16 protein-coding genes, 1 pseudogene and 1 riboswitch are annotated in these 22,661 nt (G+C 64.2%); of the genes and pseudogenes, 9 read left to right on the top strand and 8 right to left on the bottom strand.

Annotated elements, in window-relative coordinates:
• Nucleotides 1–70: 70 nt before the first annotated feature.
• The 4 genes from EN862_RS11740 to EN862_RS11725 all read right to left on the bottom strand — a co-directional run bounded on the left by EN862_RS11740 (nt 71) and on the right by EN862_RS11725 (nt 7,379).
• On the bottom strand, nt 71–3,223 hold the full coding sequence (locus tag EN862_RS11740; protein ID WP_127866951.1) for an efflux RND transporter permease subunit: 3,153 nt from the start codon (nt 3,221–3,223) through the stop codon (nt 71–73).
• Between the two features lie 250 nt (nt 3,224–3,473).
• Complete coding sequence (locus EN862_RS11735; RefSeq protein WP_245519619.1) at nt 3,474–4,616, bottom strand: efflux RND transporter periplasmic adaptor subunit; 1,143 nt, start codon at nt 4,614–4,616, stop codon at nt 3,474–3,476.
• A 72-nt stretch (nt 4,617–4,688) separates the two neighbouring features.
• Nucleotides 4,689–5,294, bottom strand: coding sequence for a TetR family transcriptional regulator (locus EN862_RS11730; protein WP_127866949.1), 606 nt, complete (start codon nt 5,292–5,294; stop codon nt 4,689–4,691).
• A 444-nt stretch (nt 5,295–5,738) separates the two neighbouring features.
• Entirely contained in the window at nt 5,739–7,379 is a 1,641-nt protein-coding gene (locus EN862_RS11725; RefSeq protein ID WP_127866948.1) for an acyl-CoA synthetase, read from the bottom strand.
• Nucleotides 7,380–7,584: 205 nt separating this feature from the next.
• Between EN862_RS11725 and EN862_RS11720 the strand changes: the two genes are divergently transcribed.
• The 4 genes and pseudogenes from EN862_RS11720 (at nt 7,585) to EN862_RS11705 (ending at nt 12,241) form a co-directional block, all read left to right on the top strand.
• A complete protein-coding gene (locus EN862_RS11720) occupies nt 7,585–8,550 on the top strand; it encodes a sugar-binding transcriptional regulator (protein ID WP_127866947.1) in 966 nt (321 codons plus the stop codon).
• A gap of 83 nt (nt 8,551–8,633) precedes the next feature.
• Complete coding sequence (locus EN862_RS11715) at nt 8,634–10,688, top strand: bifunctional aldolase/short-chain dehydrogenase (RefSeq protein WP_127866946.1); 2,055 nt, start codon at nt 8,634–8,636, stop codon at nt 10,686–10,688.
• A gap of 74 nt (nt 10,689–10,762) precedes the next feature.
• Complete coding sequence (locus EN862_RS11710; protein ID WP_127866945.1) at nt 10,763–11,020, top strand: type II toxin-antitoxin system RelB/DinJ family antitoxin; 258 nt, start codon at nt 10,763–10,765, stop codon at nt 11,018–11,020.
• Nucleotides 11,021–11,175: 155 nt separating this feature from the next.
• A pseudogene (locus EN862_RS11705) lies at nt 11,176–12,241 on the top strand (D-alanine--D-alanine ligase family protein).
• 12 nt (nt 12,242–12,253) lie between these two features.
• Here the strand turns inward: EN862_RS11705 and EN862_RS11700 are convergent.
• Nucleotides 12,254–13,759 carry a winged helix-turn-helix domain-containing tetratricopeptide repeat protein gene (locus tag EN862_RS11700; protein ID WP_127866944.1) on the bottom strand — a complete coding sequence of 502 codons (1,506 nt, stop codon included), beginning with the start codon at nt 13,757–13,759 and terminating at the stop codon, nt 12,254–12,256.
• 183 nt (nt 13,760–13,942) lie between these two features.
• On the opposite strand from EN862_RS11700, the gene EN862_RS11695 reads away from it, so the two are divergent.
• A complete protein-coding gene (locus EN862_RS11695; RefSeq protein ID WP_245519618.1) occupies nt 13,943–14,134 on the top strand; it encodes a DUF1127 domain-containing protein in 192 nt (63 codons plus the stop codon).
• Nucleotides 14,135–14,210: 76 nt separating this feature from the next.
• Here the strand turns inward: EN862_RS11695 and EN862_RS11690 are convergent, their stop codons facing one another.
• From EN862_RS11690 to EN862_RS11680, 3 genes are all read right to left on the bottom strand, one after another.
• A complete protein-coding gene (locus tag EN862_RS11690; protein WP_127866943.1) occupies nt 14,211–15,263 on the bottom strand; it encodes a substrate-binding domain-containing protein in 1,053 nt (350 codons plus the stop codon).
• Nucleotides 15,264–15,302: 39 nt separating this feature from the next.
• Nucleotides 15,303–16,295, bottom strand: coding sequence for an ABC transporter permease (locus EN862_RS11685; protein ID WP_127866942.1), 993 nt, complete (start codon nt 16,293–16,295; stop codon nt 15,303–15,305).
• A 68-nt stretch (nt 16,296–16,363) separates the two neighbouring features.
• Nucleotides 16,364–17,875 carry a sugar ABC transporter ATP-binding protein gene (locus tag EN862_RS11680; RefSeq protein WP_127866941.1) on the bottom strand — a complete coding sequence of 504 codons (1,512 nt, stop codon included), beginning with the start codon at nt 17,873–17,875 and terminating at the stop codon, nt 16,364–16,366.
• A gap of 138 nt (nt 17,876–18,013) precedes the next feature.
• On the opposite strand from EN862_RS11680, the gene mtnK reads away from it, so the two are divergent.
• From mtnK to fba, 4 genes are all read left to right on the top strand, one after another.
• Nucleotides 18,014–19,282, top strand: coding sequence for an S-methyl-5-thioribose kinase (mtnK, locus tag EN862_RS11675; RefSeq protein WP_127866940.1), 1,269 nt, complete (start codon nt 18,014–18,016; stop codon nt 19,280–19,282).
• Nucleotides 19,279–20,373: an S-methyl-5-thioribose-1-phosphate isomerase gene (gene mtnA / locus EN862_RS11670; protein WP_127866939.1), complete on the top strand. Its 1,095-nt coding sequence runs from the start codon at nt 19,279–19,281 to the stop codon at nt 20,371–20,373. The genes mtnK and mtnA overlap by 4 nt, the downstream gene beginning before the upstream one ends.
• Before the next feature lie 299 nt (nt 20,374–20,672).
• Nucleotides 20,673–20,820, top strand: a riboswitch (FMN riboswitch).
• Nucleotides 20,821–20,899: 79 nt separating this feature from the next.
• Complete coding sequence (locus tag EN862_RS11660) at nt 20,900–21,367, top strand: 6,7-dimethyl-8-ribityllumazine synthase (RefSeq protein WP_127866938.1); 468 nt, start codon at nt 20,900–20,902, stop codon at nt 21,365–21,367.
• Nucleotides 21,368–21,519: 152 nt separating this feature from the next.
• The gene (gene fba / locus EN862_RS11655; RefSeq protein WP_040998092.1) at nt 21,520–22,584 is read left to right on the top strand and encodes a class II fructose-bisphosphate aldolase; all 1,065 of its coding nucleotides are present in this window, start codon (nt 21,520–21,522) and stop codon (nt 22,582–22,584) included.
• The last annotated feature ends 77 nt before the right edge of the window (nt 22,585–22,661 follow it).

Here is a 22,661-nt window from a genome sequence, read left to right as displayed (position 1 = left end):
TTGAGCATGATCTCTTGCGAACCGAAGGTCCGTGCAGCAAAAACCGCTATGCACTTTTCGGGATCATGCTCTATTCCGCGGCCAGTGCCAGTTGCGGCCGTTCGATGCCTTCGATCTTCTCCGGCTCCGGCGCCTGCTCGTCGGTCTTGGCCTTCTTCGGCGCGCGGCCGAAGAACAGCGCGTAGCCGGCCGGCAGAACCAGAATGGTGAGCACGGTCGCGACCAGGATGCCGCCCATCATGGCGTAGGCGAGCGGCCCCCAGAAGACGGCGCGCGAGATCGGGATCAGCGCCAGCACGGCGGTGAGCGCGGTCAGCATGATCGGCCGGAAGCGGCGCACGGCAGCACCCACGATCGCTTCCGATCGGTCCATGCCTGCCGCTATGTCCTGATCGATCTGGTCGACGAGGATGATCGAGTTGCGCATGATGATGCCTAGCAGCGCGATGACGCCGAGGATGGCGACGAAGCCGAAGGGCGCGCCGCTGATCAGCAGCGCCGCGGCGGCGCCGATGATGCCGAGCGGACCGGTTGCCAGCACCAGCATCGATTTGCCGAAATGCTGCAGCTGGACCATCAGAAGCACGACGATGATCGCCAGCATGATCGGCGCCTTGGCGGCGATCGAGGCCTGGCTTTCGGCCGAGTCCTCGGCGCCGCCCTGGATCTCGACCTTGTAGCCGGGCGCAAGGCTGGCGCGCAGGTCCTTCATGTCGTTGTACATCTTGGTGACGACGTCGTTCGACTGCACGCCGTCCGGCAGCGTGGCGCGCACGCTGATGGTCGGCAGCCGGTCGCGCCGCCATTCGACGCCCTGCTCCATGACCGGCACGACCTTGGCCACCTGCGAGAGCGGCACCGAGCCGCCAAAATCGGTCGGGATGTAGACGGAGTCGACCGAGGACAGGAGATGGCGGCTCGCCTCCGGCTCGCGGGCGACGATCGAGACCGTCTCCTCGCCGTCGCGGAAGTCGTCGAGCGGCGCGCCGGACATGGTGGCCTGCAGCACCTGGCGGATGCGCTGCGAGGTTACACCGAGCGCCCGGGCGCGATCCTGGTCTATCACCAGCTTCATCGCCGGCACCGGCTCCAGCCAGTCGTCATGGATGGCGCCGAGCAGCGGGTTGGCCTGGAACTTCGCCTTCACCTCGTCGGCGATGCGGCGCACCTCCTTGCGGTCCGGACCCATGATGCGCATCTGCACCGGCCAGCCGGTCGGCGGTCCGAGGAACAGACGGTCGACCTTGCCGCGGACCGACGGGAAGTCCTTGGCCAGGATGCCGCGCATCTTGATGATCAGCCGCTCGCGCGCCGGCTCGTCCTTGGCCATCACCAGGAGCTGGGCAAAGTTGGGATTGCGCAGCTGCTGGTCGAGCGGCAGGAAGAAGCGCGGCGCGCCTTCGCCGATATAGGTGGCGATGAAGCGCTTGTCGGGATCGTCCATCATCCTGGCTTCCAGCGCCTTGGCCTGGTTCTCGACCTCCTTGATCGAGGTGCCTTCGGGCAGCCAGAGATCGACAAGGATTTCCGGGCGCGAGGATTGCGGGAAGAAATTCTGCGGGATGAACTGGAAGGCCCACAGGCTGGTTGCGAAAGTCACCAGCGTCATCACCAGAACGATGATGCGGTGGCGCACGGCCCAGGTGACCGTCGCGCGCAGGCGGCGATAGAAGCGGGTGTCGAAGACATCGTGGTGGGTGCCGGCGTGCTTGCGCTGCTTGAGGATCATGTAGCCCAGCCACGGCGTGAAATAGACCGCGACGAACCACGACACGACGAGCGCGATGCCGACGACGTAGAACAGCGTGCGCACATATTCGCCGGCGGTGGACGCCGCGAAGCCGACCGGGATGAAGCCCGCCGTGGTGATCAGCGTGCCGGTGAGCATCGGGAAGGCGGTCGAGGTGAAGGCGAAGCTCGCCGCCTCGATCTTGACCAATCCTTCCTCGAGCTTTCGCTCCATCATCTCGACGACGATCATGGCGTCGTCGACCAACAGGCCGAGCGCGATGATCAAAGCGCCGAGCGAGATGCGCTGCAGGTCGATGCCGATCTCGTACATGATAGCGAATGTCGCGGCCAGGACCAGCGGGATGGCGATGGCGATCACCAGGCCCGAGCGCCAGCCGATCGACAGCAGCGAGACGGCGAGCACGATGAGCAGCGCTTCGCCGAGCGCTTCCATGAATTCGCTCACCGCGTCCTTGACCACCTCCGGCTGATCAGAGATCTGGTCGACCGAAACGCCGTAGGGCAGCCCTGCCTCGAAGCGCTGATAAGTCGCCTCGACATCCTTGCCGACGTCCCTGACGTTGAAACCCTTGGCCATGACGACGCCGACCTGGACGCTCTCATGGCCGTTGAAGCGGTATTTGCGCTCATAAGGGTCTTCGAGGCCGGACGAGACGGTGGCGATGTCGCCGAGGCGCGTCACCTGGCTGCCGGAGCGCAGCCTGAGCTCGCGGATATCCGCGGCCTTGGTGACGTCACCCTCGACCGAGATGCGCACCGAGCGCAGGCCGGTGTCGACCGAGCCCGCCGGATCGACGGCGTTCTGTCCCTTCACGGCGTTCTGCAGATCGAGAATCGTCAGGCCGCGCTCAGCCAGCGCCTTGGACGAGACGTCGATATAGATCTTCTCCGGCTGGTCGCCGATGATGACCGCCTTTTCGACCCCCGGTGTCGTCAACAGCATGTCGCGCGCCTGGATGGCGAATTTCTTCAGCTCCGGATAGGTGAAGCCGTCGCCGCTGATCGAATGCAGCGTGATGAAAGTGTCGCCGAACTCGTCGTTGAAATACGGACCGAGCAGGCCTTGCGGCAACTCGTTGGAAATGTCGCCGACCTTCTTGCGCACCTGGTAGAAGGCGTCCTTGACCTGTTCAGGGTTGGTGTCGCCCTTGACCTGGAGCGTGATGATGGCGCTGCCGGCACGCGTGTAGGAGCGCACGAAATCGAGATGCGGCGTCTCCTGCAGCTTGCGCTCGATCTTGTTGACGACCTGGTCTTCCATGTCCTGGATCGAGGCGCCGGGCCAGATAGCCTGCACCACCATGACGCGGAAGGTGAAGTCCGGGTCTTCCTTCTGGCCCATGCGCATCAGACCGAGCGCGCCGGCCAGGATGATCAACCCGAACAGGAAGCGCGCGATGCTCGGATGTCCGATCGCCCAGCGCGAAAGGTTGAAGGGCCGCTTTTCAGTGCTGCTGTCGGTCGTGGTCATGGCACAAGTCCAGTCCAATTGGCCGGCAATGCACACCTGGCATTGCCCGTGAATTCTCGATCGGGTTTCCGGGCGGCGAGACGCTCAAGCGGAGAGAGACTCGCAAATCACGCGGGACGACGCGGCACTGCCGCGGGGGGAGCCAACATGCCGGCATCCCGCGATTGGGCGGCCGCCGCCCGGAACCCATGCCCTTCCCCGGCTCGCGGCTCGATGCAGCGAGAGCGGGAAAGGCGTCTGTCGCGCCTGGTTAGTGCAGGCTGGTGGTGGTTGCGACGTCCTCCGCCGAGGCGGATTGCTGGGCGTCGCCGGAAAGCTTGACCTTCAGGTTTTCGGTCATGAACTGGGTGCCTGCCGCGACCACGACATCGCCCTGTTTCAGGCCGTCGGCCACGGTGACGCCGTCGGCGGTGAAGCTGGCGACCTTGATCGAGCGCGGATGCACGGTGTCGGAGGCGCGATCGACCGTCCAGACGATCTGCTTGCCGTCCTTCTCGGTCATGGCGGTCAGCGGGATCGACACGAGCTCAGCCTTGCTGCCGACGGTCGCCTGGACATTGGCGGTCATGCCGAGCAGCACGCGCGGATCGTTGGGCAGCGAAACCCGGACGGCGAAGGTGCGCGACTGCGGATCGGCGCTGCCGGCGACCTCGCGGACCTTGCCGTCAAGGGTGAGCCCTTCGTCAGACCAGAAGCTCGCCTTGACCTCCTTGCCGGGCTTGAAGCCGGCGATATCCATCTCCGGCACCGCGATCGAAACTTCCTTCTCGCCGTCGACCGCGACGGTCATCACCGGCGTGCCGGCGGCGACCACCTGGCCGACATCGGCGGAAATGGCGGTGACGATGCCGTTCTTGCTGGCCTTCAGATCGGCATATTGAACCTGGTTCTGCGCCTGGGCCAACGCCGAACGGGCGGCATCGCGGGTCGCCACGGCCTGGTCGTAGGTCAGCCGCGCCTGGTCGAGCTGCGACTTCGGCGCGAAATTCTTGGCATAGAGCTGCTCGGCGCGCTTCCTGGCGAGGTCGACGGTCTCGACCTGGCGCTCGGCGGCGTCGAGGCTGGCCGCAGCGCTCTTCACCGACAGCTCGTAGTCGGATGGGTCGACACGGGCGAGGACGTCGCCCTCGTTCACATGCTGGCCGATATCGACCAGGCGCTCGGTGACCTTGCCGGCGATGCGGAAGCCGAGATTCATCTCGGTGCGGGCGCGCACCGAACCGGAATAATCGAGCTGGCGGGTTGTCTGCGCCTCGCCGATCTCGACAACCTTCACCGGCCGGACGACTTCCTGGACGACCTCGGCCTTCTCCTGGCTGCAGCCGGCAAGGCCGAGCATTGCCGCGACGACGGCGGCGGTTGGGAGGCCTGCGGCCGGCAGCTTGCGGAGGATGGAACTGGACAAAGACACCTTAGCGCTCCCGAACTGGAGATGATCTTCAAAACCGCACCCGGCGGACGGCTTCTATTTCAAGGCTCTGATGGCGTAGTCGATAAGTTCGTCGGGCATCGCCCGGTTGGTCTTGGCAAGGCACTGCGCCACCATCTGCGGGTGGCATAGAATGACGGTCGCGGCGCCGAAGCAGCGCGAGGCTGTTTCTGGGTCCTGTTCCCTGAACTCACCGGCCTCGATGCCCTCGCGGATCACCTCGGCGAACAGGTCGTGGATGCTGTTGACATGCTTGTCGATGACGCCCCAGTCGCGCTCCATCGCGACGATGACCATCTCGTGCACCTTCTCCTGGTCGAGCATGACTTCCAGCGTCATCTTGTATTGGGCATGGATGTAGCGCCGCAGCCGCTCCTCGGCGCTGATCGGCAGGTGCATGATCTCGTAGGCCATCTTGTAGCTGGCGCCGAGCATGCGGCCACAGACGGCCTGGTGGATTTCGACCTTGGAGGCAAAGAAGCGGTAGATGTTGGCCGGCGACATGCCAAGCTCGCGGGCAATGTCGGCGACATTGGTCTTGCCGTAGCCGTAGTGGCGGAACAGGCGCTCGGCGCAGTCGAGAATGCGGGTCACATTCTCCTGCCTGGCGGGGTCTGCCACGATGTTGGCGGCTTCTGACATGGCGCTTTCGTTTGACAAGTGACGAATTTCAATTTTCGTCAGTCGTAAAACGAAAGGAAGAAGGAGTCAACGTGAAATCGACGTACACGTATAGTTGGTGACAGATGGTGACAGCGAGCCGTGGTGCAATGAGCGACGTTGGCGATTAGCCATTCACGCCCGTGCCGTCGTCATCCTAGGGCGGAGCAAGGAGCGAAGCGACGCGCGCAGACCCTAGGATCCATGCCGGAACATCGACCGAAGAACGAGACGGATCAATAAGTTAGGCCGATCTGCACCTGACATTCGCCGCAAGCCATTCTCAACCGCCGGAGCGCGGCCGCAAAGTCACGGCATGGATCCTCGGGTCTACGCGTCCGCTTCGCTCCCGCTCCGCCCGTGGATGACGACGTCGCGGGCGCTGGCGCAAATTGTCGACGTCAAAGCCATGTTGGGAGGAGCGAACTACGCCCCCTTCGCCATTTCCCTCAACCTGAACTTCTGGATCTTGCCCGTCGACGTCTTCGGAATCTCGGCAAACACCACGGCCTTCGGCACTTTGAAACGCGCCAGCAACCCTCGGCAGTGCTCGATGATCTCGGCCTCGGTTGCGCTCTTGCCGGGCTTCAGCTCGACATAGGCGACCGGCACCTCGCCCCATTTGTCATCCGCGCGAGCCACCACCCCGCACGAGGCGACGGAAGGATGCTTGTAGAGCGCGTCCTCGACCTCGATGGACGAGATGTTCTCGCCGCCCGAGATGATGATGTCCTTGGAGCGGTCCTTGAGCTGGATGTAGCCGTCGGGGTGCATGACGCCGAGATCGCCGGAATGGAACCAGCCGCCGGCGAAGGCCTCGTCGGTCGCCTTACGGTTCTTCAGATAACCCTTCATGACGATGTTGCCGCGGAACATGACCTCGCCGATGGTCTCGCCATCGGCCGGCGTCTCGATCATCGCCTGAGGGTCCATCACCGTAAGACCCTCGAGCGACGCGTAGCGCACGCCCTGGCGCGCCTTCTTGGCCGACCTCGGGCCTTTCTCCAATCCGTCCCACTCATTGTGCCATTCATTGACGACCGCCGGGCCGTAGGTCTCGGTCAGGCCGTAGAGATGGGTGACGGCAAAGCCTGCATCGGCCATGCCGGACAGCACGGCCTCCGGTGGCGGTGCCGCGGCGGTGTTGAAAGTGACAGTCTGCCGGAACGCGCGCTTGTCCTCGTCCTTCGCATTGATCAGCACCGACATGACGATCGGCGCGCCGCAGAGATGCGTGACGCCGTGGTCGGCGATGGCGTCATAGATCGGCGTCGCCCGCACCCAGCGCAGGCAGACATGCGTGCCGGCCTGCACGGCGAGCGTCCAGGGGAAGCACCAGCCGTTGCAATGGAACATCGGCAGCGTCCACAGATAGACCGCGTGCTTGGCCATGCCGGCATGGATGGTGTTGGTATAAGCCATCAGGGCGGCGCCGCGATGGTGGTAGACGACGCCCTTCGGATTGCCTGTCGTGCCGGACGTGTAGTTGAGCGAGATGGCGTCCCATTCGTCGTCCGGCATCGACCATGCGAACGCCTCGTCGCCCGCGGCGACGAAGTCTTCATAATCGAGCACGCCGATCCGCTCGCCCTTCGGATAGGGCGCGTCGGCGGCGTAGTCCGGGTCGTCATAGTCGATGACCAATGGCTTCACCTTGGCCAATGCCAGCGCTTGCCTGACGACGCCCGAGAATTCGCGGTCGACGATCAGCACCTTCGCGTCGGCGTGGTCGAGCTGGAAGGCGATGACGGCGGCGTCGAGACGGGTGTTCAGCGAATGCAGCACTCCCTTGGTCATCGGCACGCCGAAATGCGCTTCCAGCATCGGCGGCGTGTTGGACAGCATCACCGTCACCGTGTCGCCCTTGCCGATGCCGTGCCTCGCAAGCGCCGAGGCGAGCTTCAGCGACCGGCGCAAGAAATCGCGATAGGTGATGCGCTGGCTGCCATGGATGATGGCGACATGGTCGGGGTAGGTCTTGGCCGCCCGCTCGAGATAGGTCAGCGGCGTCAGCGGCTGATGGTTGGCGGCGTTCCTGTCGAGATCCTGTTCGTAGGGATTGGCCATCCCGTTCTCCCCAAAGTTCTTTTCGAACTTTCTAACCTTAGGCTCGTCGTCGCGCTATCCCCCTCCGGCGTCTGAAAATGCTATGCTGCGCCGGCTTGGTAGAACGGCGATCCAGGATACGCCTTGCCGGGAGGTGATTGCCCCTCCGCCCAACCAAGTTTGACTTTTGTCGAGAGCCGTGACTAATGTCAGCCGAGGAGGCGGCATGGCGATCAGACCGGCAGAACAGCTCATCCACAAGGCCGCCTGGCTTTACTACGCCCATGGCCTGCGCCAGGACGAAGTGGCGAGCCAGCTCAACATTTCGCGGGCCTCGGTCGCCATGTATCTGCGCAAGGCGCGCGAGACCGGAATCGTCAACATCTCGACCTCGACCCAGCTCTTCACCGACGATGTCATGGCGCGCAAGGTTGAAGACGCCTTCGGGCTCGACGCCGTCTGGATCGCGCCGGAAAATGCCTATCTCGCCGACCCCTCGACCGACATCGCGGTGCTGGCGGCGAGCGTCTTTCTTGAGCTGGTGAAAAAGGGCGACCGCATCGGCGTCGCCTGGGGCCGCACCGTCTACACCATCGCCGATATCATGTCCTTTGCCGACCTGCAGGACGTCACCGTGGTGCAGCTCTGCGGCAATCTCGGCGCGCCCTATTCCTACCGGCCTGACCAGTGCACGATGGAGATCGCGCGGCGGCTGAACGCCAAAGGTCTGAACTTCTATGCGCCGCTGGTGCTGTCGACGGAAGAGCTGGCGAAGAGCCTGCGCGCCGAGCCGGTGATCCGCGACCAGCTTGCCGGCATCGCCAACTGCGACCTGGCGCTCTATTCCGTCGGCGCGGTCGATGCCGACAGCCATCTGGTTAAATGCGGCGCGCTGTCGCCGGCCGAGATGGAAGGGCTGCGCAGCCAGGGCGCCGCCGGCGTCATCGCCGGGCAGATCATCGACGCCGGGGGCGAGGTGCTCGACTGCAGCTACAACCGGCGCGTCATCTCCGCCGAGCTCGCTTCGCTGCGCGCCATCGAGAAGCGGCTGATGGTGGTGCAGGAAGACACCAAGTTCGAGCCGCTGCTTTCAGCCATCGCCGGCGGGCTCTGCACGCATCTGGTGATCGGCGCGCATATGGCCGGGCGCCTGCTCCAATACGCCGAGGCGGCAACCAAAAAGGCCTCCTAGAAAAACCACCCTCGCCGCTTCTGTCATACAGACGTCGCGGCTTTCTGTTCATGAGCAAAAAGACGAGTATCGGACGGAACGACATGAAGAACCTTTGGAACGACGCCGACGCGGAGAAGATGGTTGCCGACTATGCCAGGAAGGGCGTCGGTGGCGACCTTGCGTTGCGCGTCTACACGACCCGCCTGCTCGGCGGCGAGCCACGGCTGGTGCTGCATGGCGGCGGCAACACGTCCTGCAAGACCAAGGCCACTGATCTCCTCGGCGACGAGTGGGACGTGCTGTGCGTCAAGGGCAGCGGCTGGGACATGGCCGTCATTGAGCCGCAAGGCCTGCCGGCGGTGAAGATGGGCGCGCTGCTCAAGGCGCGCGGGCTTACCAAGCTCTCCGACGAGGACATGGTGGCGCTGCAGCGCTCCAACCTGATTGATCCGTCCTCCCCCAACCCGTCGGTCGAAACACTGCTGCACGCCTTTCTGCCGCACAAATTCGTCGACCACACGCATTCGACCGCGATCCTGGCTATCGTCGACCAGGAAGACAGCAAGCCGCTGATCAAGACCGTGTTCGGCGACAAGATGGGTTACGTGCCCTACATCAAGCCCGGCTTCGACCTCGCCAAGGTCGCGGCGGAAGTCTTCGACGCCGACCCGAGCGTCGAGGGTTTGATCCTCGACAAGCACGGCATCTTCACCTTCGGCGATGATGCCAGGCAGGCCTATGACCGCATGATCCATTACGTGACTGTGGCCGAGGAGTATGTCGCCAGGAACGGCAAGCCGCAGGCGGCCAAGGCGGCGCTGCCGGCAAAGCTCGCCAGGCCGGGCGACATCGCGCCGACGCTGCGCGGCGCCGTGGCCGTGGCGCGCGGCGAAGGCCGTTTCGACCGCATGATCAGCGACTTCCGCACCTCTGACGCCATCGTCGATTTCATCAATTCGGCCAAGATCGCCGACTATGCCGGCCGCGGCGTCTCGACTCCGGACCTGTCGATCCGCATCAAGACCGGGCCGATGGCGGTACCGGCGCCGGACGCCGACAAGCTCGGCGACTACAAGGCAGTGGTGCGCAGCCATGTCGAGACCTTCGTCAAGGACTACACCGCCTATTTCGAGACCAATGACGCGCTGGACGACGTGAAGCGCACCATGCTCGACCCGATGCCGCGCCTGACGCTTGTGCCGGGTCTGGGCATGTTCGGCCATGGCCGCACGCTGAAGGACGCCAAGATCGCGTCGGATGTCGGCGAGATGTGGATCGAGGCAGTGCGCGGCGCCGAGGCCGTCGGCAATTTCCATCCTCTGTCCAAGGCCGACCTCTTCCCGCTCGAATACTGGTCGTTGGAACAGGCCAAGCTTGCCTCCAACAAGCCGAAGCCGCTGACCGGCCAGGTGGTGCTGATCACCGGCGGCGCCGGCGCCATCGGCGCCGCGACGGCAAAATTGTTCGCCGCCAATGGCGCGCATGCGGTGATCGTCGACCTCGATCCGGCCAAGGCCGCGGAAGCGGCCAAGGCGGCCGGCAACAACTCGATCGGCGTCGGCGCCGACATCACCAAGCCGGCCGAGATGCGCGCCGCCTTCGACAAGGCGGTCGCGGTCTATGGCGGCGTCGACATCCTGGTTTCGAATGCGGGAGCGGCCTGGGAAGGCCGCATCGGCGAGTTGGACGACGCGACACTGCGCAAGAGCTTCGAGCTCAATTTCTTCGCCCACCAGTCGGCAGCGCAGAATGGAGTGCGCATCATGCTGGAACAGGGCACGGGAGGTGTGTTGCTCTTCAACACCTCGAAGCAGGCGATCAATCCCGGCCCGAAATTCGGCGCCTACGGGATTCCCAAGGCGGCGACGCTGTTCCTGTCCAGGCAATACGCCCTGGACTACGGCGCCTTTGGCATACGCTCGAACGCTGTCAATGCAGACCGCATCCGCTCCGGGCTTCTCACCGATGCCATGATCGCCAGCCGCTCCGGCGCGCGCGGCGTCTCGGAGAAGGAATACATGTCCGGCAACCTGCTCGGACAGGAGGTGACGGCCGACGACGTGGCGCAGGCCTTCCTGCATCAAGCGCTGGCCGAGCGCACCACCGCTGATGTGACGACGGTAGACGGCGGCAACATAGCGGCGGCGCTGCGGTGATGTTTATCTTGTAAAGGTACCTGCTTGCAGGAATGCTCCTCTGTAGCTACATTGTGGCTCCAGAGGAGTCGCATATGGCATCAGATACGGTAGTTCGTGCTCGCATCGATACCGCAACGAAGGATCAGGCTACGGAAGCCTTGGCGGCCATGGGGTTGTCGGTTTCCGACGCCATTCGCCTGCTGTTGGTCCGTGTCGCCGCGGACAAGGAATTTCCCTTTCCGGTGAAAGTGCCGAACGCAACCACACGAAAGGCCATGGCCGAATTGGAGAAGGGCAAGGGCAAGCGGTTCGCTTCGGCCGACGCGTTGTTCAAGGATCTGGACATCTGACATGACGCCGTTCAGGTCGGACAGCCTCTCGCGCTTCTGCTGAAAAACTGCTGCAACCGGTCAAAGTCCCACTCCAATCCTCCGCTTACTACGGTTGAAGGGAACGCCTTGTGTTTCGCATGCGAGCCCAACCTTAATCATTGGTGGAGCTCCAGATGGCGGCGAAAAGACTTCGTATCGGTGTGCTGCTCGGCGGGCGCTCCGCCGAGCATGAGGTGTCGCTGCTATCGGCGGCCAACGTCATGGCCGCGCTGGACACGGCGAAATACGATGCCGTTCCGATCTTCGTCACGCGCGAAGGACTGTGGCTGCTAAGCCAATTCGAGAGCGGCGCGCTGGCGACGCCGTCGGCCGGCACGCAGCTCTGCCCTGGTGCCGGGCGGTCATGGGCGGATGCTGGCGATACCCGCCGGCGGCACCCCCCACGACATTCCCGCCATCGATATCCTGTTTCCGGTGCTGCATGGCCTGCATGGCGAGGACGGCGCGGTGCAGGGACTGGCCGAAGTGGCGCGCGTGCCGCTCGCCGGCTGCGGCATCCTCGGCTCCGCCACGGCCCTCGACAAGGACATTGCCAAGCGGCTGCTGAAGGCGGCCGGACTGCCCGTCGCACGCTCAGTGACAATCGAAGAGGGTGCGGCGCCTGCCCTCACCGAGCTGGAAGAGCAGCTCGGCCTGCCGCTGTTCATCAAGCCGGCGCGGCAGGGATCGTCGGTCGGCGTCTCGAAGGTCAATGCCAGCCAGGAATTCGATCGAGCACTCGAGGAAGCCTTCCAGCACGATCGCAAGCTGCTAGCGGAGGAATTCGTTCGCGGCCGCGAGATCGAATTCAGCGTGCTGGAGAGTCCCTCGGGCGAACTCTTCGTCTCGCGACCGGGCGAGATCGTGCCCGCAGCGAGCCACGGCTTCTACAATTACAACGCCAAATATATCGACGAGAACGGCGCCGCCTTGATCGTGCCGGCGGAATTGCCGCCGCAGGTCGAGGAAGCCATGCGGGGCGCAGCCGCAAGGGCGTTCAGGGCGCTCGGCTGCGACGGCATGGCCCGCGTCGACTTCTTCCTGATGCCGGACATGTCGTTCCTTATCAACGAGCTCAACACCATTCCGGGTTTCACCAATATCAGCATGTACGCCAAGGCGATGGCGGCAAGCGGCATCAGCTATCCGGAGGTCATCGACCGGCTGGTGGCACATGGGCTGGCCCGCGCCGGCCGCTGAGGTTACGCCGCATTACTCCGGAAGGCCGGCCTTGCGGAAGCCGTCGACGAAATGCCGTAGTGTCGCGTCGTCGCGGAACGGCTCCGTGTCGACCCAGCGCTGGGTGGAGAAATGCGAGTTGCCGACGAGGAACAGCGCGACCTCGGTGCGCGCCTCGTCGAGCCGGCCGAGTTGAGCAAGGGCCGCCGCCAGGAAGCGGCGCGAGCTGGTGCGGTAGGTCTCGTCGCGGCGCAGCGTCTCGACGGCGGCTTCATAGTCACGGGCCGCATACTGCGCCTGGCCGAGCGTCAGATAATACCAGCTCGGCGGAAAGGGATTGAGCCGGAACGCCTTGCGGATGTGTTCGAGACTTAAGTCCACCTGGCCGGCCAGCACCTCGATGTCGGACAATGTCGCCCAGATATCGGCCTCATTCGGATCGAGTTCGATCGCCTTGGCGAACTCAATCTCGGCCTGTTCGAAATCGCGTTCATAGGCAAGCAAATTGGCGAGCACCCAGCGGCAGCCGGCATCGTTGGGGTCGATCGCCACGGCCTTGCGCGCCAGCTCCAGTGAGATGCTGCGGGCAGGCTCGAACGGTTCGCCCCAATGAACCCAGCCCATCCAGTGGTTCATCGCCTGCCAGCGATAGGCCTCGGCATAGTCCGGATCGAGCGAGATCGCGCGCGTCAGCATCAGATGCGCTTCGCGCGCCATTTGCGGCGACTCGTCGAACATTTTGCGTGCCCGCACGACGAGATCATAAGCTTCGAGGCTCTTCGGCCGGTTGCGCTCTGGCGGCGCGCGCAGCCTCCCAAGCAGCGCTTCGACGATCTTACTGGTAGCCTCATCCTGAACGGCGAAGATGTCCTCCAGGCCGCGATCGAAACGCTCCGCCCAGAGATGCTCGCCGCTCAGCGCATCAATCAGCTGGGCGTTGATGCGAACCCGTCCGGCGACACGTCTGGCGCTGCCCTCCAGCAGATAGCGCACGCCAAGCTCCCCGGCGATGGCGCGCACATCCATGGCCCTGCCCTTGTAGGCAAAGACCGAGTTGCGCGCGATGACGAACAGGCCCGGAATCCGCGAGAGATCGGTGATGAGGTCTTCGGTCAGGCCGTCGGCGAAAGAGTCCTGCTCGGGATCGTTGCTCAGATTGATGAAGGGCAGCACGGCGATCGACGGTTTGTCGGGCAGCGGCAAGAGTTTGCGCGTGGCGTCGGCCTGTTCGACGGTACCGGTGAAGCGGTAGCCGACACGCGGCACGGTGGCGATCCACTCGCCGCCACCGGTCGCCGGGCCAAGCAGCTTCCTGAGCTGCGCGATCTGGACGGTGAGATTGCCTTCCTCAACGGCGGTACCCGGCCAGGCCGCGTCCATCAGCTCTGCCTTGGCCAGGATTTCGCCGGGACGCGCGACGAGGGCCTCGAGCAGCTTCAGTCCGCGATGACCGGCGGCCACAGGGACGTCGCCCCGAAGCAGCGTTCCCGCGCCAGGATCAAACACGAACGGTCCAAAAGCAAAGCGCGATCCGTGCATGCGGCGATCTATAGCCGATTTGGAAGTTTTGAGAACTATTTGGCAGGGCTTAATTACGCCGCCGGCCGGCTGCGGCACAGTGCAATCTCAATCTGGTCGAGGGCCTTCGGAACCCTCATTTCGATGGAGGTTGCCATGAACGACAGCTTTGCGCCTTCCACATGTCTGGCGATGGCGCCGGCAATGCAAAAAGGCCGCCGGCGCTACAGCCTGGCTGCTTTGCGCAGCCTCATCGCGGAACACCGCAAGCAGGCCTATTTTCGCTTTGAGCTCAAGCGGATGGCGAGGGACAATCCGCATCTGATCGACGATATCGGGCTGACGAAAAAAGAGGTCGAGGCCGAGATCGCCAAGCTGCCCTTCTGGCAGCGATGAGGCCGCAACAGCAGACTTGGAAAGACAGAGAGCGGCCCTTTGGACCGCTCTCTTCATTTCGTGACCGCCAGAGACCTTACTTGGCGTTGGGGTTCGGCATCCAGGCCGGCATCGCGACATTGGCATGGGCGAATTGCGGCAGCTTGGCCGACAGGTCTTCCATGTTCTTGATGTCCTTGTCGATCAGCTCCTTCTGGGTGATCAGCGTCGGCGGCACGATGACGTTGTGGCCGGGATCCTCGCCGGCAAGCAGCTGCGCCAGCGCGCGCACCGAGACCTGGCCGACGACGGCCGGGTTGGTGGCGGCGGTCGCCGCCCAGGCGCTGTCCGGCTCGCGCATCGCCGCGATATCCGAGGTCGAGATGTCGGCCGAGTAGATCTTGATGCCTTTGTTCAGGCCGGCCTCGTCGACCGCGATCTTCACGCCCTTGGCGAACTCGTCATAGGGCGCGAACATCACCTTGATGTCGGGGTGCGCCTGCAGCACCGAGCGCGCCTGGTTGGCGACGGAGTTGGCGATCGGGTTGTCGAGCGTGCCGAACTGGGCGACCTCGCTGATGCCCGAATATTTCTTCTTCACGTCCACCCAGGTCTCGTTGCGGCGGTCGAGCGGGGCGATGCCGGCGACATAGACATAGCCGGCCTTCCAGCTCTCGCCATTGTCCTTGACCGCCTGCTCGAGCGCCAGCTTGGCAAGGTCCTTGTCCGACTGCTCGATCTGCGGGATCTTCGGGTTCTCGACATTGACGTCGAAGGCGACGACCTTGATGCCGGCGTCGACAGCGCGCTGGGCGGCGTCCTTCATCGATTCCGTCAGGCCGTGCTGGATTATGATGCCCTGCACGCCGAGGGCGATGGCCTGGTCGACCATGTCGGCCTGGAGCGCGGCATCCTGGCGGCTGTCGAGCACGCGCAGATCGACGCCCAGCGCCTTGGCCTGCGCCTCGACGCCGGACAGATAGGCCTGGAAGAAGTCACCGGTCGATAGATACCGCACCAGCGCAATCTTGACGCCCGGCTTGTCGAACGGCGCCGGCTTGTCCGCCGCCGATGCCGTGCCCTGCATCAGCAGCGCCGCGCCGGCGAGGCCGAGTGCCGCCTTCCCCAAAAGTCTTCTCGTGATGTTCACTTCGTTTTCCTCCGTTTTGTCTCAATACCCCGGTCGAAACTATCTCTTGCCCCTGCCGGACAGGGCGAAGGTGAAGACAAGGGCGACGACAAGCACCGCGCCCTTGACGAAATCCTGCGTGTAGTAAGGGGCGTTCATCATCGTCAGGCCTTGCAGCAGGACACCGACGAACACCGCGCCGACGGCCGTGCCGAAAGCGTTGGGCTTGGCCGCGCCGAGCACCGCGTAGCCGATGAGCGCCGCCGCTACTGCGTCGAGCAACAGATTATTACCCGAGGCGATGTCGCCGCGTCCAAGCCGGGCGGCGAGCAAAATCCCGCCGATCGAGGCAAAAACTCCCGAAATGACATAGGCCCAGATTTTGTATGCCTTGACAGGCGCGCCGGCGAGTTCAGCGGCCCTCTCGTTGGAGCCGACCGCATACATCATGCGGCCGAAGCGGGTGTATTCGAGGAAGAACCAGATCAGCACCGCGAGCACCACGAGCACCACCACCGAGACCGGGATCAGGCTCGGGATGAAGAAGTCGATGCGATGGCGGCCGAGCGCCAGGAAAGCTTCCGAGAACTTGCCGTTGGCGACCGAGCCGTCGGGCATGGTCATCCCGGTCGCGATCGAGCGTCCCTCCGTCGGAATGCGCTGCAGGCCGAGCAGCAGGAACATCATGCCGAGCGTCGCCAGCAGATCGGGCACACGCATATAGACGATCAGCCAGCCATTGATCAGGCCGACGATGACGCCGATGACCAGGCAGGCGATGACGGCGACGATAGCGTTCTGCTCCAGCACCACCATGGCGTAAGACGCCGCCATCATGGCGCTGGTGGCGACTGAGCCAATAGACAGGTCGAAGCCGCCGACGACCAGCGTCGCGGTGACACCGAGCGCCAGCACGCCGGTGATGGCCACCGACTGGAAGATGAAGACCGCGCTTTGCGGCGAGACGAAGCCGTCGGCTGCAACAGCGAAATAGGCGATCAGCCCGACCAGCAGGACGATGAAGCCGTAGCGGATGGCGTAGTCGCGCATCATTCAGCGCCCCGCCGCGCGGCATTCGAACTCAAACGCATTCCCAGTCCACTCCCTGCAATTTGTCCCCCTCACGCAGCGCTGTGAAACGGTCCGCCGGCCACTTCCGCCAGCAGCCGGTCGAGGTCGATATCGGCATTGCGATGCTCGCCGACGATTGTGTGTTCCGACATCACCAGGATGCGGTCGGCGGTCTCCAGCGCCTCGTCGATCTCGGTGACGAAGATCAGCGTCGCGCGGCCGTCTGCGCTGGCCCTCAGCTTGGCGGCGATGTCGCGGCGCGCCGAAATGTCGACGCCCTGGAATGGCTCGTCGAGGATGAATAGGCGCGAGGCCTGCGACATCCAGCGCGCCACCATCACCTTCTGCTGGTTGCCGCCGGACAGCGCCGAAAGCTCGTCCTTCTCCGAGCGGCAGACGATGCCGAGCTCGTCGATCTGGCGGCGGGCGGCGACGCGCTCGGCGCGCTTCTTCATGACACTGAGGCTCGACATGCGCTTGAGGAACGGCAAGCTGATGTTGCGCTCGATGTTGAAGCCGCCGACGATGCCGCTCTCGGCGCGGTCTTTGGCGACCAGGAAGACGCCGGCGGCGATCGCCTCGCGCGCCGAGCCAGGCGCGTAGGGCTTGCCGTCCATATGCATGGTGCCGGCAAGCGGCTTGCGCACGCCGAACAGCGTTTCGGCCAACGCCGTCTTGCCGACGCCGACAAGGCCGGTGATCGCCACCACCTCGCCGGCGCCGAGCGTCATCGAGATCGGTTTTGCTCCGTGCGCGAGCTGCAGGCCTTCGGCCATGAAGACCGCGCGCGCCGAGCTTCTGGCGACGACCCTGTCGAGATGGATCTTGCGGCCGAGCATGGCGTTGACCGCGCCCTCGTAATCGAGCGGTTTTTTATCGAAGGCGCCGGAGATCAAGCCGTCGCGCATCGACACGATGCGGTCGGCGAGCCGCCTGATGTCGGACATGCGGTGCGAGATGTAGAGGATGGCAACGCCATGACCGCGCAGCCGGTCAATCAGCGAAAACAACCGGTCGGCCTCGGCGCTCGACAGCGACGAGGTCGGCTCGTCGAGGATCAGCACCTTGGGCTGGTGCGCCATGGCGCGGGCGATGGCCACCATCTGCCGGTCGGCCAGTGACAGATCGCTGACGCGCGCCTTGAGGTCGATTGTGAGCCCCATGCGGTCGGCGACAGCCCTTGCTTCGGCCCGGACATTGGCGGGCCTGAACAGCATCGATGCGCCCTTGCCACTCAACCGGTCGAGCGTCAGATTGGTGGCGACGTCGAGGTCGGCGACCACGCCGTCATTGATGTTCTGGTGCACGGTCACGACGCCGGCGCGGATGGCCTCGGCCGGGGTCTGCGGGTCGAACGCCTCGCCGGCGAGCCGCATCGTGCCGGCACCGCGCGCATAGACGCCGCTGACGATCTTGACCAGGGTGGATTTGCCGGCGCCATTGGCGCCCATCAGCACCGTCACCTCGCCTGAATGCAGTTCGAGCGAGATGCCGCCAAGCACCTCGTTCTGGCCGAAGGATTTCCTCAGGCCCTCCACATGGAACACGGCATCTGCGCCCATTCCTTCCTCCCTAGCCCGTGACGCTATGGGCTCATTCGTCAATTGTCAACACGATTGACATTTGCCAGAGCGCTTCCTAGCTTGGCCCCGCCGCCGTGGCTCCGCTATCGTCGGAGATCACGCGCAGGAGGGGAGAGCATGACCGGGAAGTTCGAAGCATTGTCGGTGGAAACGCTCCCGAAGCGCCTTGGCGAGACCGCGGCGCTGACCGAGCGCATCGGCAAGGACACCAGCCGCTGGAAAGTACGCGAGGTCGGCGACGGCAATCTCAACCTCGTGTTTATCGTCGAGGGCGACCAGGGCGCCGCGGTGGTCAAGCAGGCGCTGCCCTATGTGCGGCTGGTCGGCGACAGCTGGCCGCTGCCGCTCAAGCGCTCCTTCTTCGAATATCATGCGCTGACCAGACAGGAGCGCCGCGCGCCGGGCTCAGTGCCGGCGATCTACCATTTCGACGAGACCCAGGCGCTGATCATCATGGAATATCTGGCGCCGCCGCACGTCATCCTGCGGCGCGCGCTGATCGACGGCCGCGAATTGCCGAACATTGCGCGCGACATCGGCCTGTTCATGGCCCGCACGCTGTTCCGTGGCTCTGACCTGTCGATGGTGGCCAAGGATCGCAAAGCCGATCTGGCTTTATTCGCCGACAATGTCGAGCTTTGCGACATCACCGAGAACCTGGTGTTCTCCGATCCCTATTTCGACGCCAAGATGAACCGGCACACCTCGCCACAGCTCGACGGCCTTGTCGCCGAATTGCGGGCCGATCGCGACCTCAAGGTCGAGGCGCAGCGGCTGAAGCATCTCTTCGCCGCCAATGCCGAGACGCTGCTGCATGGCGACCTGCATTCGGGCTCGATCATGGTGACGGACACAGAGACCCGGATGATCGATCCGGAGTTCGCCTTCTACGGCCCGATCGCCTTCGATGTCGGCATGCTGCTTGCCAATTTCTGGATGGCCTTCTTCTCGCAGCGCGGGCACGAGGAAAAAGGCAGTCGCGACTCGATGCGCGCCTATCTGCTCGGCGTCACCGCTGAGACCTGGGCCACCTTCCGCGCCGAGTTCGCGCATCTGTGGCGGACCGAGCGCACCGGCATCCTCTACCAGAAAAGCCTGTTCGAGGATCAGGGCGACCAGCTCGGCGCCGAACAGGCGCTCGACCACGTGCTGCATTCCATCTGGATCGACCTGCTCGGCTTCGCCGGCATCGAGGTGCACCGGCGTATTCTCGGCCTCGCCCACAATGCCGATTTCGAAACCATTGCCGATCAAGACCTGCGCGCCACATGTGAGGCCAAGGCTTTGCGCTTCGGCCGCCACATCGCCGTCAACCGGCGCCAGATCCACAGCATCGACGAGGTCAACAATCTGGCCGCGCTGATCGAACAGGAGAACTCCCTTTGAATGTCGGCGAACGCCATTACCGCACCATCTGGCTCAGCGACGATGAGCGCTCGGTCGAGATCATCGACCAGCGCTGGCTGCCGCATGAGTTCCGGATCGAGACGATCGGAAACGTCGCCGGCATCGCCACCGCGATCCGCGACATGTGGGTGCGCGGCGCGCCACTGATCGGCGTCACCGCGGCCTATGGCGTCGCCATCCAGATGATGGACGATCCGTCGGACGAAGCGCTCGATGCGGTGTGGGAGACGCTCAACAAGACGCGGCCGACCGCGATCAACCTGCGCTGGGCGCTGGATGAGATGCGGCGGCATCTTAAGCCGCTCGCGCCGGAGGAACGCGCGGAGGCTGCCTACAAGCGGGCCGCCGAGATCGCCGACGAGGATGTCGGGTTGAACCGCGCCATTGGCGAGAACGGGCTTGAGATCATCAAGAAAATCGCGGCGAGGAAGCAGCCCGGCGAGACCGTCAACATCCTCACGCATTGCAATGCCGGCTGGCTGGCGACCGTCGACTACGGCACGGCCACCGCGCCGATCTATCTGGCGACCGAGGCTGGCATTCCGGTTCACGTCTATGTGGACGAGACCAGGCCGCGCAACCAGGGCGCCCAGCTGACCGCCTGGGAGATGGCCGGGCACGGCGTGCCGCATACGCTGATCGTCGACAATGCCGGCGGCCATCTGATGCAGCATGGCGACATCGACATGGTGATCGTCGGCACCGACCGCACCACCGCCAATGGCGACGTCTGCAACAAGATCGGCACCTATCTGAAGGCGCTGGCCGCGGCCGACAACGACGTGCCCTTCTACGTCGCGCTCCCCTCGCCCACCATCGACTGGACGGTCGCCGACGGGCTTGCGGAAATCCCGATCGAGGAGCGCTCCGGCGACGAGGTTTCGCTGGTCTGGGGCAAGACGTCAGACGGCAAGATCGCGCAGGTGCGCGTGTCGCCGGATCAGACGCCGGCGGCGAACCCGGCCTTCGATGTGACGCCGGCAAGGTTGGTGACGGGATTGATCACCGAACGCGGCGTGGCAAAGGCCTCGCGCGAGGGGCTGAAGGCGATGTTTCCGGAGCGAAGCTAATCCCCTCCGTCGCCAATGGCGACAGAGGGGGCGCGGTCCCGCCGGCGTATCTATGCTTGGGTTCCTCGCCCCGCCAAGGCGGGGGAGAGGTGGCCGCGAAGCGGACGGAGAGGGGGCCTTCGTAGGGCGCTCCCCTCTCCGTCTCGGCTTCGCCGAGCCACCTCTCCCCACTTCGTGGGGCGAGGAACCTTGATCCTGCAACGCCGCGCCCCCGTCTACCTGCCGGTCATCCCCCACAACGGAGAGATTGGCTAGTCGCCAATTGACAGCGCCTGCCTCCCCCTCCATACCTGCACCGTCATTGTTCTCAGGGCGGGGTGAAAGTCCCCACCGGCGGTAAGGGTCTCGACCCAAGCCCGCGAGCGCCTTCCGGCCCTATCGGAAGGGTCAGCAGATCCGGTGCGATTCCGGGGCCGACGGTTACAGTCCGGATGGAAGAGAACGTACGCAGAAGACGGTCCGCTGAAGCGGGCCGTGTTTTTGCGTCGTGCGTCCTGATTCTGGTTCGAAACGGAAGGAAGGACCCATGAATCAGCATTTCCCCAAAGACCATACTGTCCGCCGTGTCGCCGTCATCCGGGCGCGCTGGCACGCCGATATCGTCGACCAGTGCGTGGCGGCGTTCGAGGCGGAGCTTGCCGCGCTCGGTGGCTTTGCCGTCGAGGTCTTCGACGTGCCGGGAGCCTATGAAATCCCGCTGCACGCCAAGACGCTTGCGGAGACAGGCCGCTACGCCGCGATCCTCGGCACCGCCTTCGTCGTCAACGGCGGCATCTACCGGCACGACTTCGTGGCGAGCGCCGTCATCGACGGGATGATGAATGTGCAGCTTTCAACTGGCGTGCCGGTGCTGTCGGCGGTGCTGACGCCGCACAATTATCATGACAGCGCCGAGCACCGCCGCTTCTTTCACGAGCATTTCACCGTGAAGGGCAAGGAAGCGGCGAAGGCCTGCGCCGAAATCCTCGCCGCGCGTGCAAAGATTGCCGCCTGAGCAACCGGTGCACCAGAACTAAACCGATTTGGATTTCAGGACCGCGACGAGAGTGGTTGCGGTGCGTCGGAAATCCAGCCAGAAGCAACGGGGCCGCCCGACGCCGGGCGGCCATTTCAAACGGGCTCGAACCAGATACGGGAGACTATTCGTTGGCTCGCATCACACTGAGACAATTGCTCGACCATGCCGCAGAACATGGCTATGGCGTGCCTGCCTTCAACATGAACAATATGGAACAAGGCCTCGCCATCATGGAGGCGGCCGAGGAGACCAAGTCGCCGGTCATCCTGCAGGCCAGCCGCGGCGCGCGCGCCTATGCCAATGACGTGGTGCTGGCCAAGCTGATCGACGCGCTGGTCGAGATCCATCCCGACATCCCGGTCTGCATGCATCTCGACCACGGCAACAATGAAGCCACCTGCGTCACCGCGATCCAGTACGGCTTCACCTCGGTGATGATGGACGGCTCGCTGAAGGAGGACGGCAAGTCGCCGGCCGACTACGCCTATAATTCCGGCATCACGCGCCGCGTCGTCGACATGGCGCATTGGGGCGGTGTCTCGGTGGAAGGCGAGATCGGCGTGCTGGGTTCCCTGGAAAGCGGCGGCGGCGAGCAGGAAGACGGCCATGGCGTCGAAGGCGCGATCAGCCACGACCAGCTTTTGACCGACCCGGTGCAGGCCGAGCAGTTCGTGCGCGACACGCATGTCGACGCGCTGGCGGTGGCCATGGGCACCAGCCACGGCGCCTATAAATTCTCGCGCAAGCCGGACGGCGCGGTGCTGGCGATGAACGTGATCGAGGAGATCCATCGCCGCCTGCCCAACATGCATCTGGTCATGCATGGCTCGTCGTCGGTGCCGGAGGAATTGCAGGAGATCATCAACAAATATGGCGGCCAGATGAAGCCGACCTGGGGCGTGCCGGTGGAGGAGATCCAGCGCGGCATCAAGCATGGTGTGCGGAAGATCAACATCGACACAGACAACCGCATGGCGCTGACCGGCGCGATCCGCAAGGTGCTGACCGAGAACCCGTCGGAGTTCGATCCGCGCAAATATCTGACGCCGGCGATGGCTGCCATGAAGAAGCTCTGCAAGGAGCGCTTCGAGCAGTTCGGCACCGCCGGCAACGCGCCGAAGATCAAGCCGATCCCGCTGGCGGAGATGGCCAAGCGCTACAAGTCGGGCAGCCTCGACCCGAAATTCGGCTAAAGCGAAATCTCCCGCGACCGGTTCAATCCGGTCGCGGGCATTTCTCCTGCCAAAATACGGCGGAACTTCGCACCGAC

The sequence above is a fragment of the Mesorhizobium sp. M2E.F.Ca.ET.219.01.1.1 genome (genome assembly GCF_004016445.2).
Lineage (GTDB): Bacteria > Pseudomonadota > Alphaproteobacteria > Rhizobiales > Rhizobiaceae > Mesorhizobium.
The sequence above is the reverse complement of the archived record's forward strand: the minus strand, read 5'-3'. Positions and strand labels throughout refer to the sequence as shown.

Excerpts from the sequence above, each read along its gene's own strand:
- EN862_RS11725 (WP_127866948.1), bottom strand. The coding sequence starts at position 7,379 with ATGGCCAATCCCTACGAACAGGATCTCGACAGGAACGCCGCCAACCAT.
- EN862_RS11715 (WP_127866946.1), top strand. The coding sequence starts at position 8,634 with ATGAAGAACCTTTGGAACGACGCCGACGCGGAGAAGATGGTTGCCGAC.
- EN862_RS11660 (WP_127866938.1), top strand. The coding sequence starts at position 20,900 with ATGAATCAGCATTTCCCCAAAGACCATACTGTCCGCCGTGTCGCCGTC.
- EN862_RS11680 (WP_127866941.1), bottom strand. The coding sequence starts at position 17,875 with ATGGGCGCAGATGCCGTGTTCCATGTGGAGGGCCTGAGGAAATCCTTC.
- EN862_RS11700 (WP_127866944.1), bottom strand. The coding sequence starts at position 13,759 with ATGCACGGATCGCGCTTTGCTTTTGGACCGTTCGTGTTTGATCCTGGC.
- EN862_RS11685 (WP_127866942.1), bottom strand. The coding sequence starts at position 16,295 with ATGATGCGCGACTACGCCATCCGCTACGGCTTCATCGTCCTGCTGGTC.
- EN862_RS11710 (WP_127866945.1), top strand. The coding sequence starts at position 10,763 with ATGGCATCAGATACGGTAGTTCGTGCTCGCATCGATACCGCAACGAAG.
- EN862_RS11740 (WP_127866951.1), bottom strand. The coding sequence starts at position 3,223 with ATGACCACGACCGACAGCAGCACTGAAAAGCGGCCCTTCAACCTTTCG.
- EN862_RS11730 (WP_127866949.1), bottom strand. The coding sequence starts at position 5,294 with ATGTCAGAAGCCGCCAACATCGTGGCAGACCCCGCCAGGCAGGAGAAT.
- mtnK (WP_127866940.1), top strand. The coding sequence starts at position 18,014 with ATGACCGGGAAGTTCGAAGCATTGTCGGTGGAAACGCTCCCGAAGCGC.
- EN862_RS11695 (WP_245519618.1), top strand. The coding sequence starts at position 13,943 with ATGCAAAAAGGCCGCCGGCGCTACAGCCTGGCTGCTTTGCGCAGCCTC.
- EN862_RS11720 (WP_127866947.1), top strand. The coding sequence starts at position 7,585 with ATGGCGATCAGACCGGCAGAACAGCTCATCCACAAGGCCGCCTGGCTT.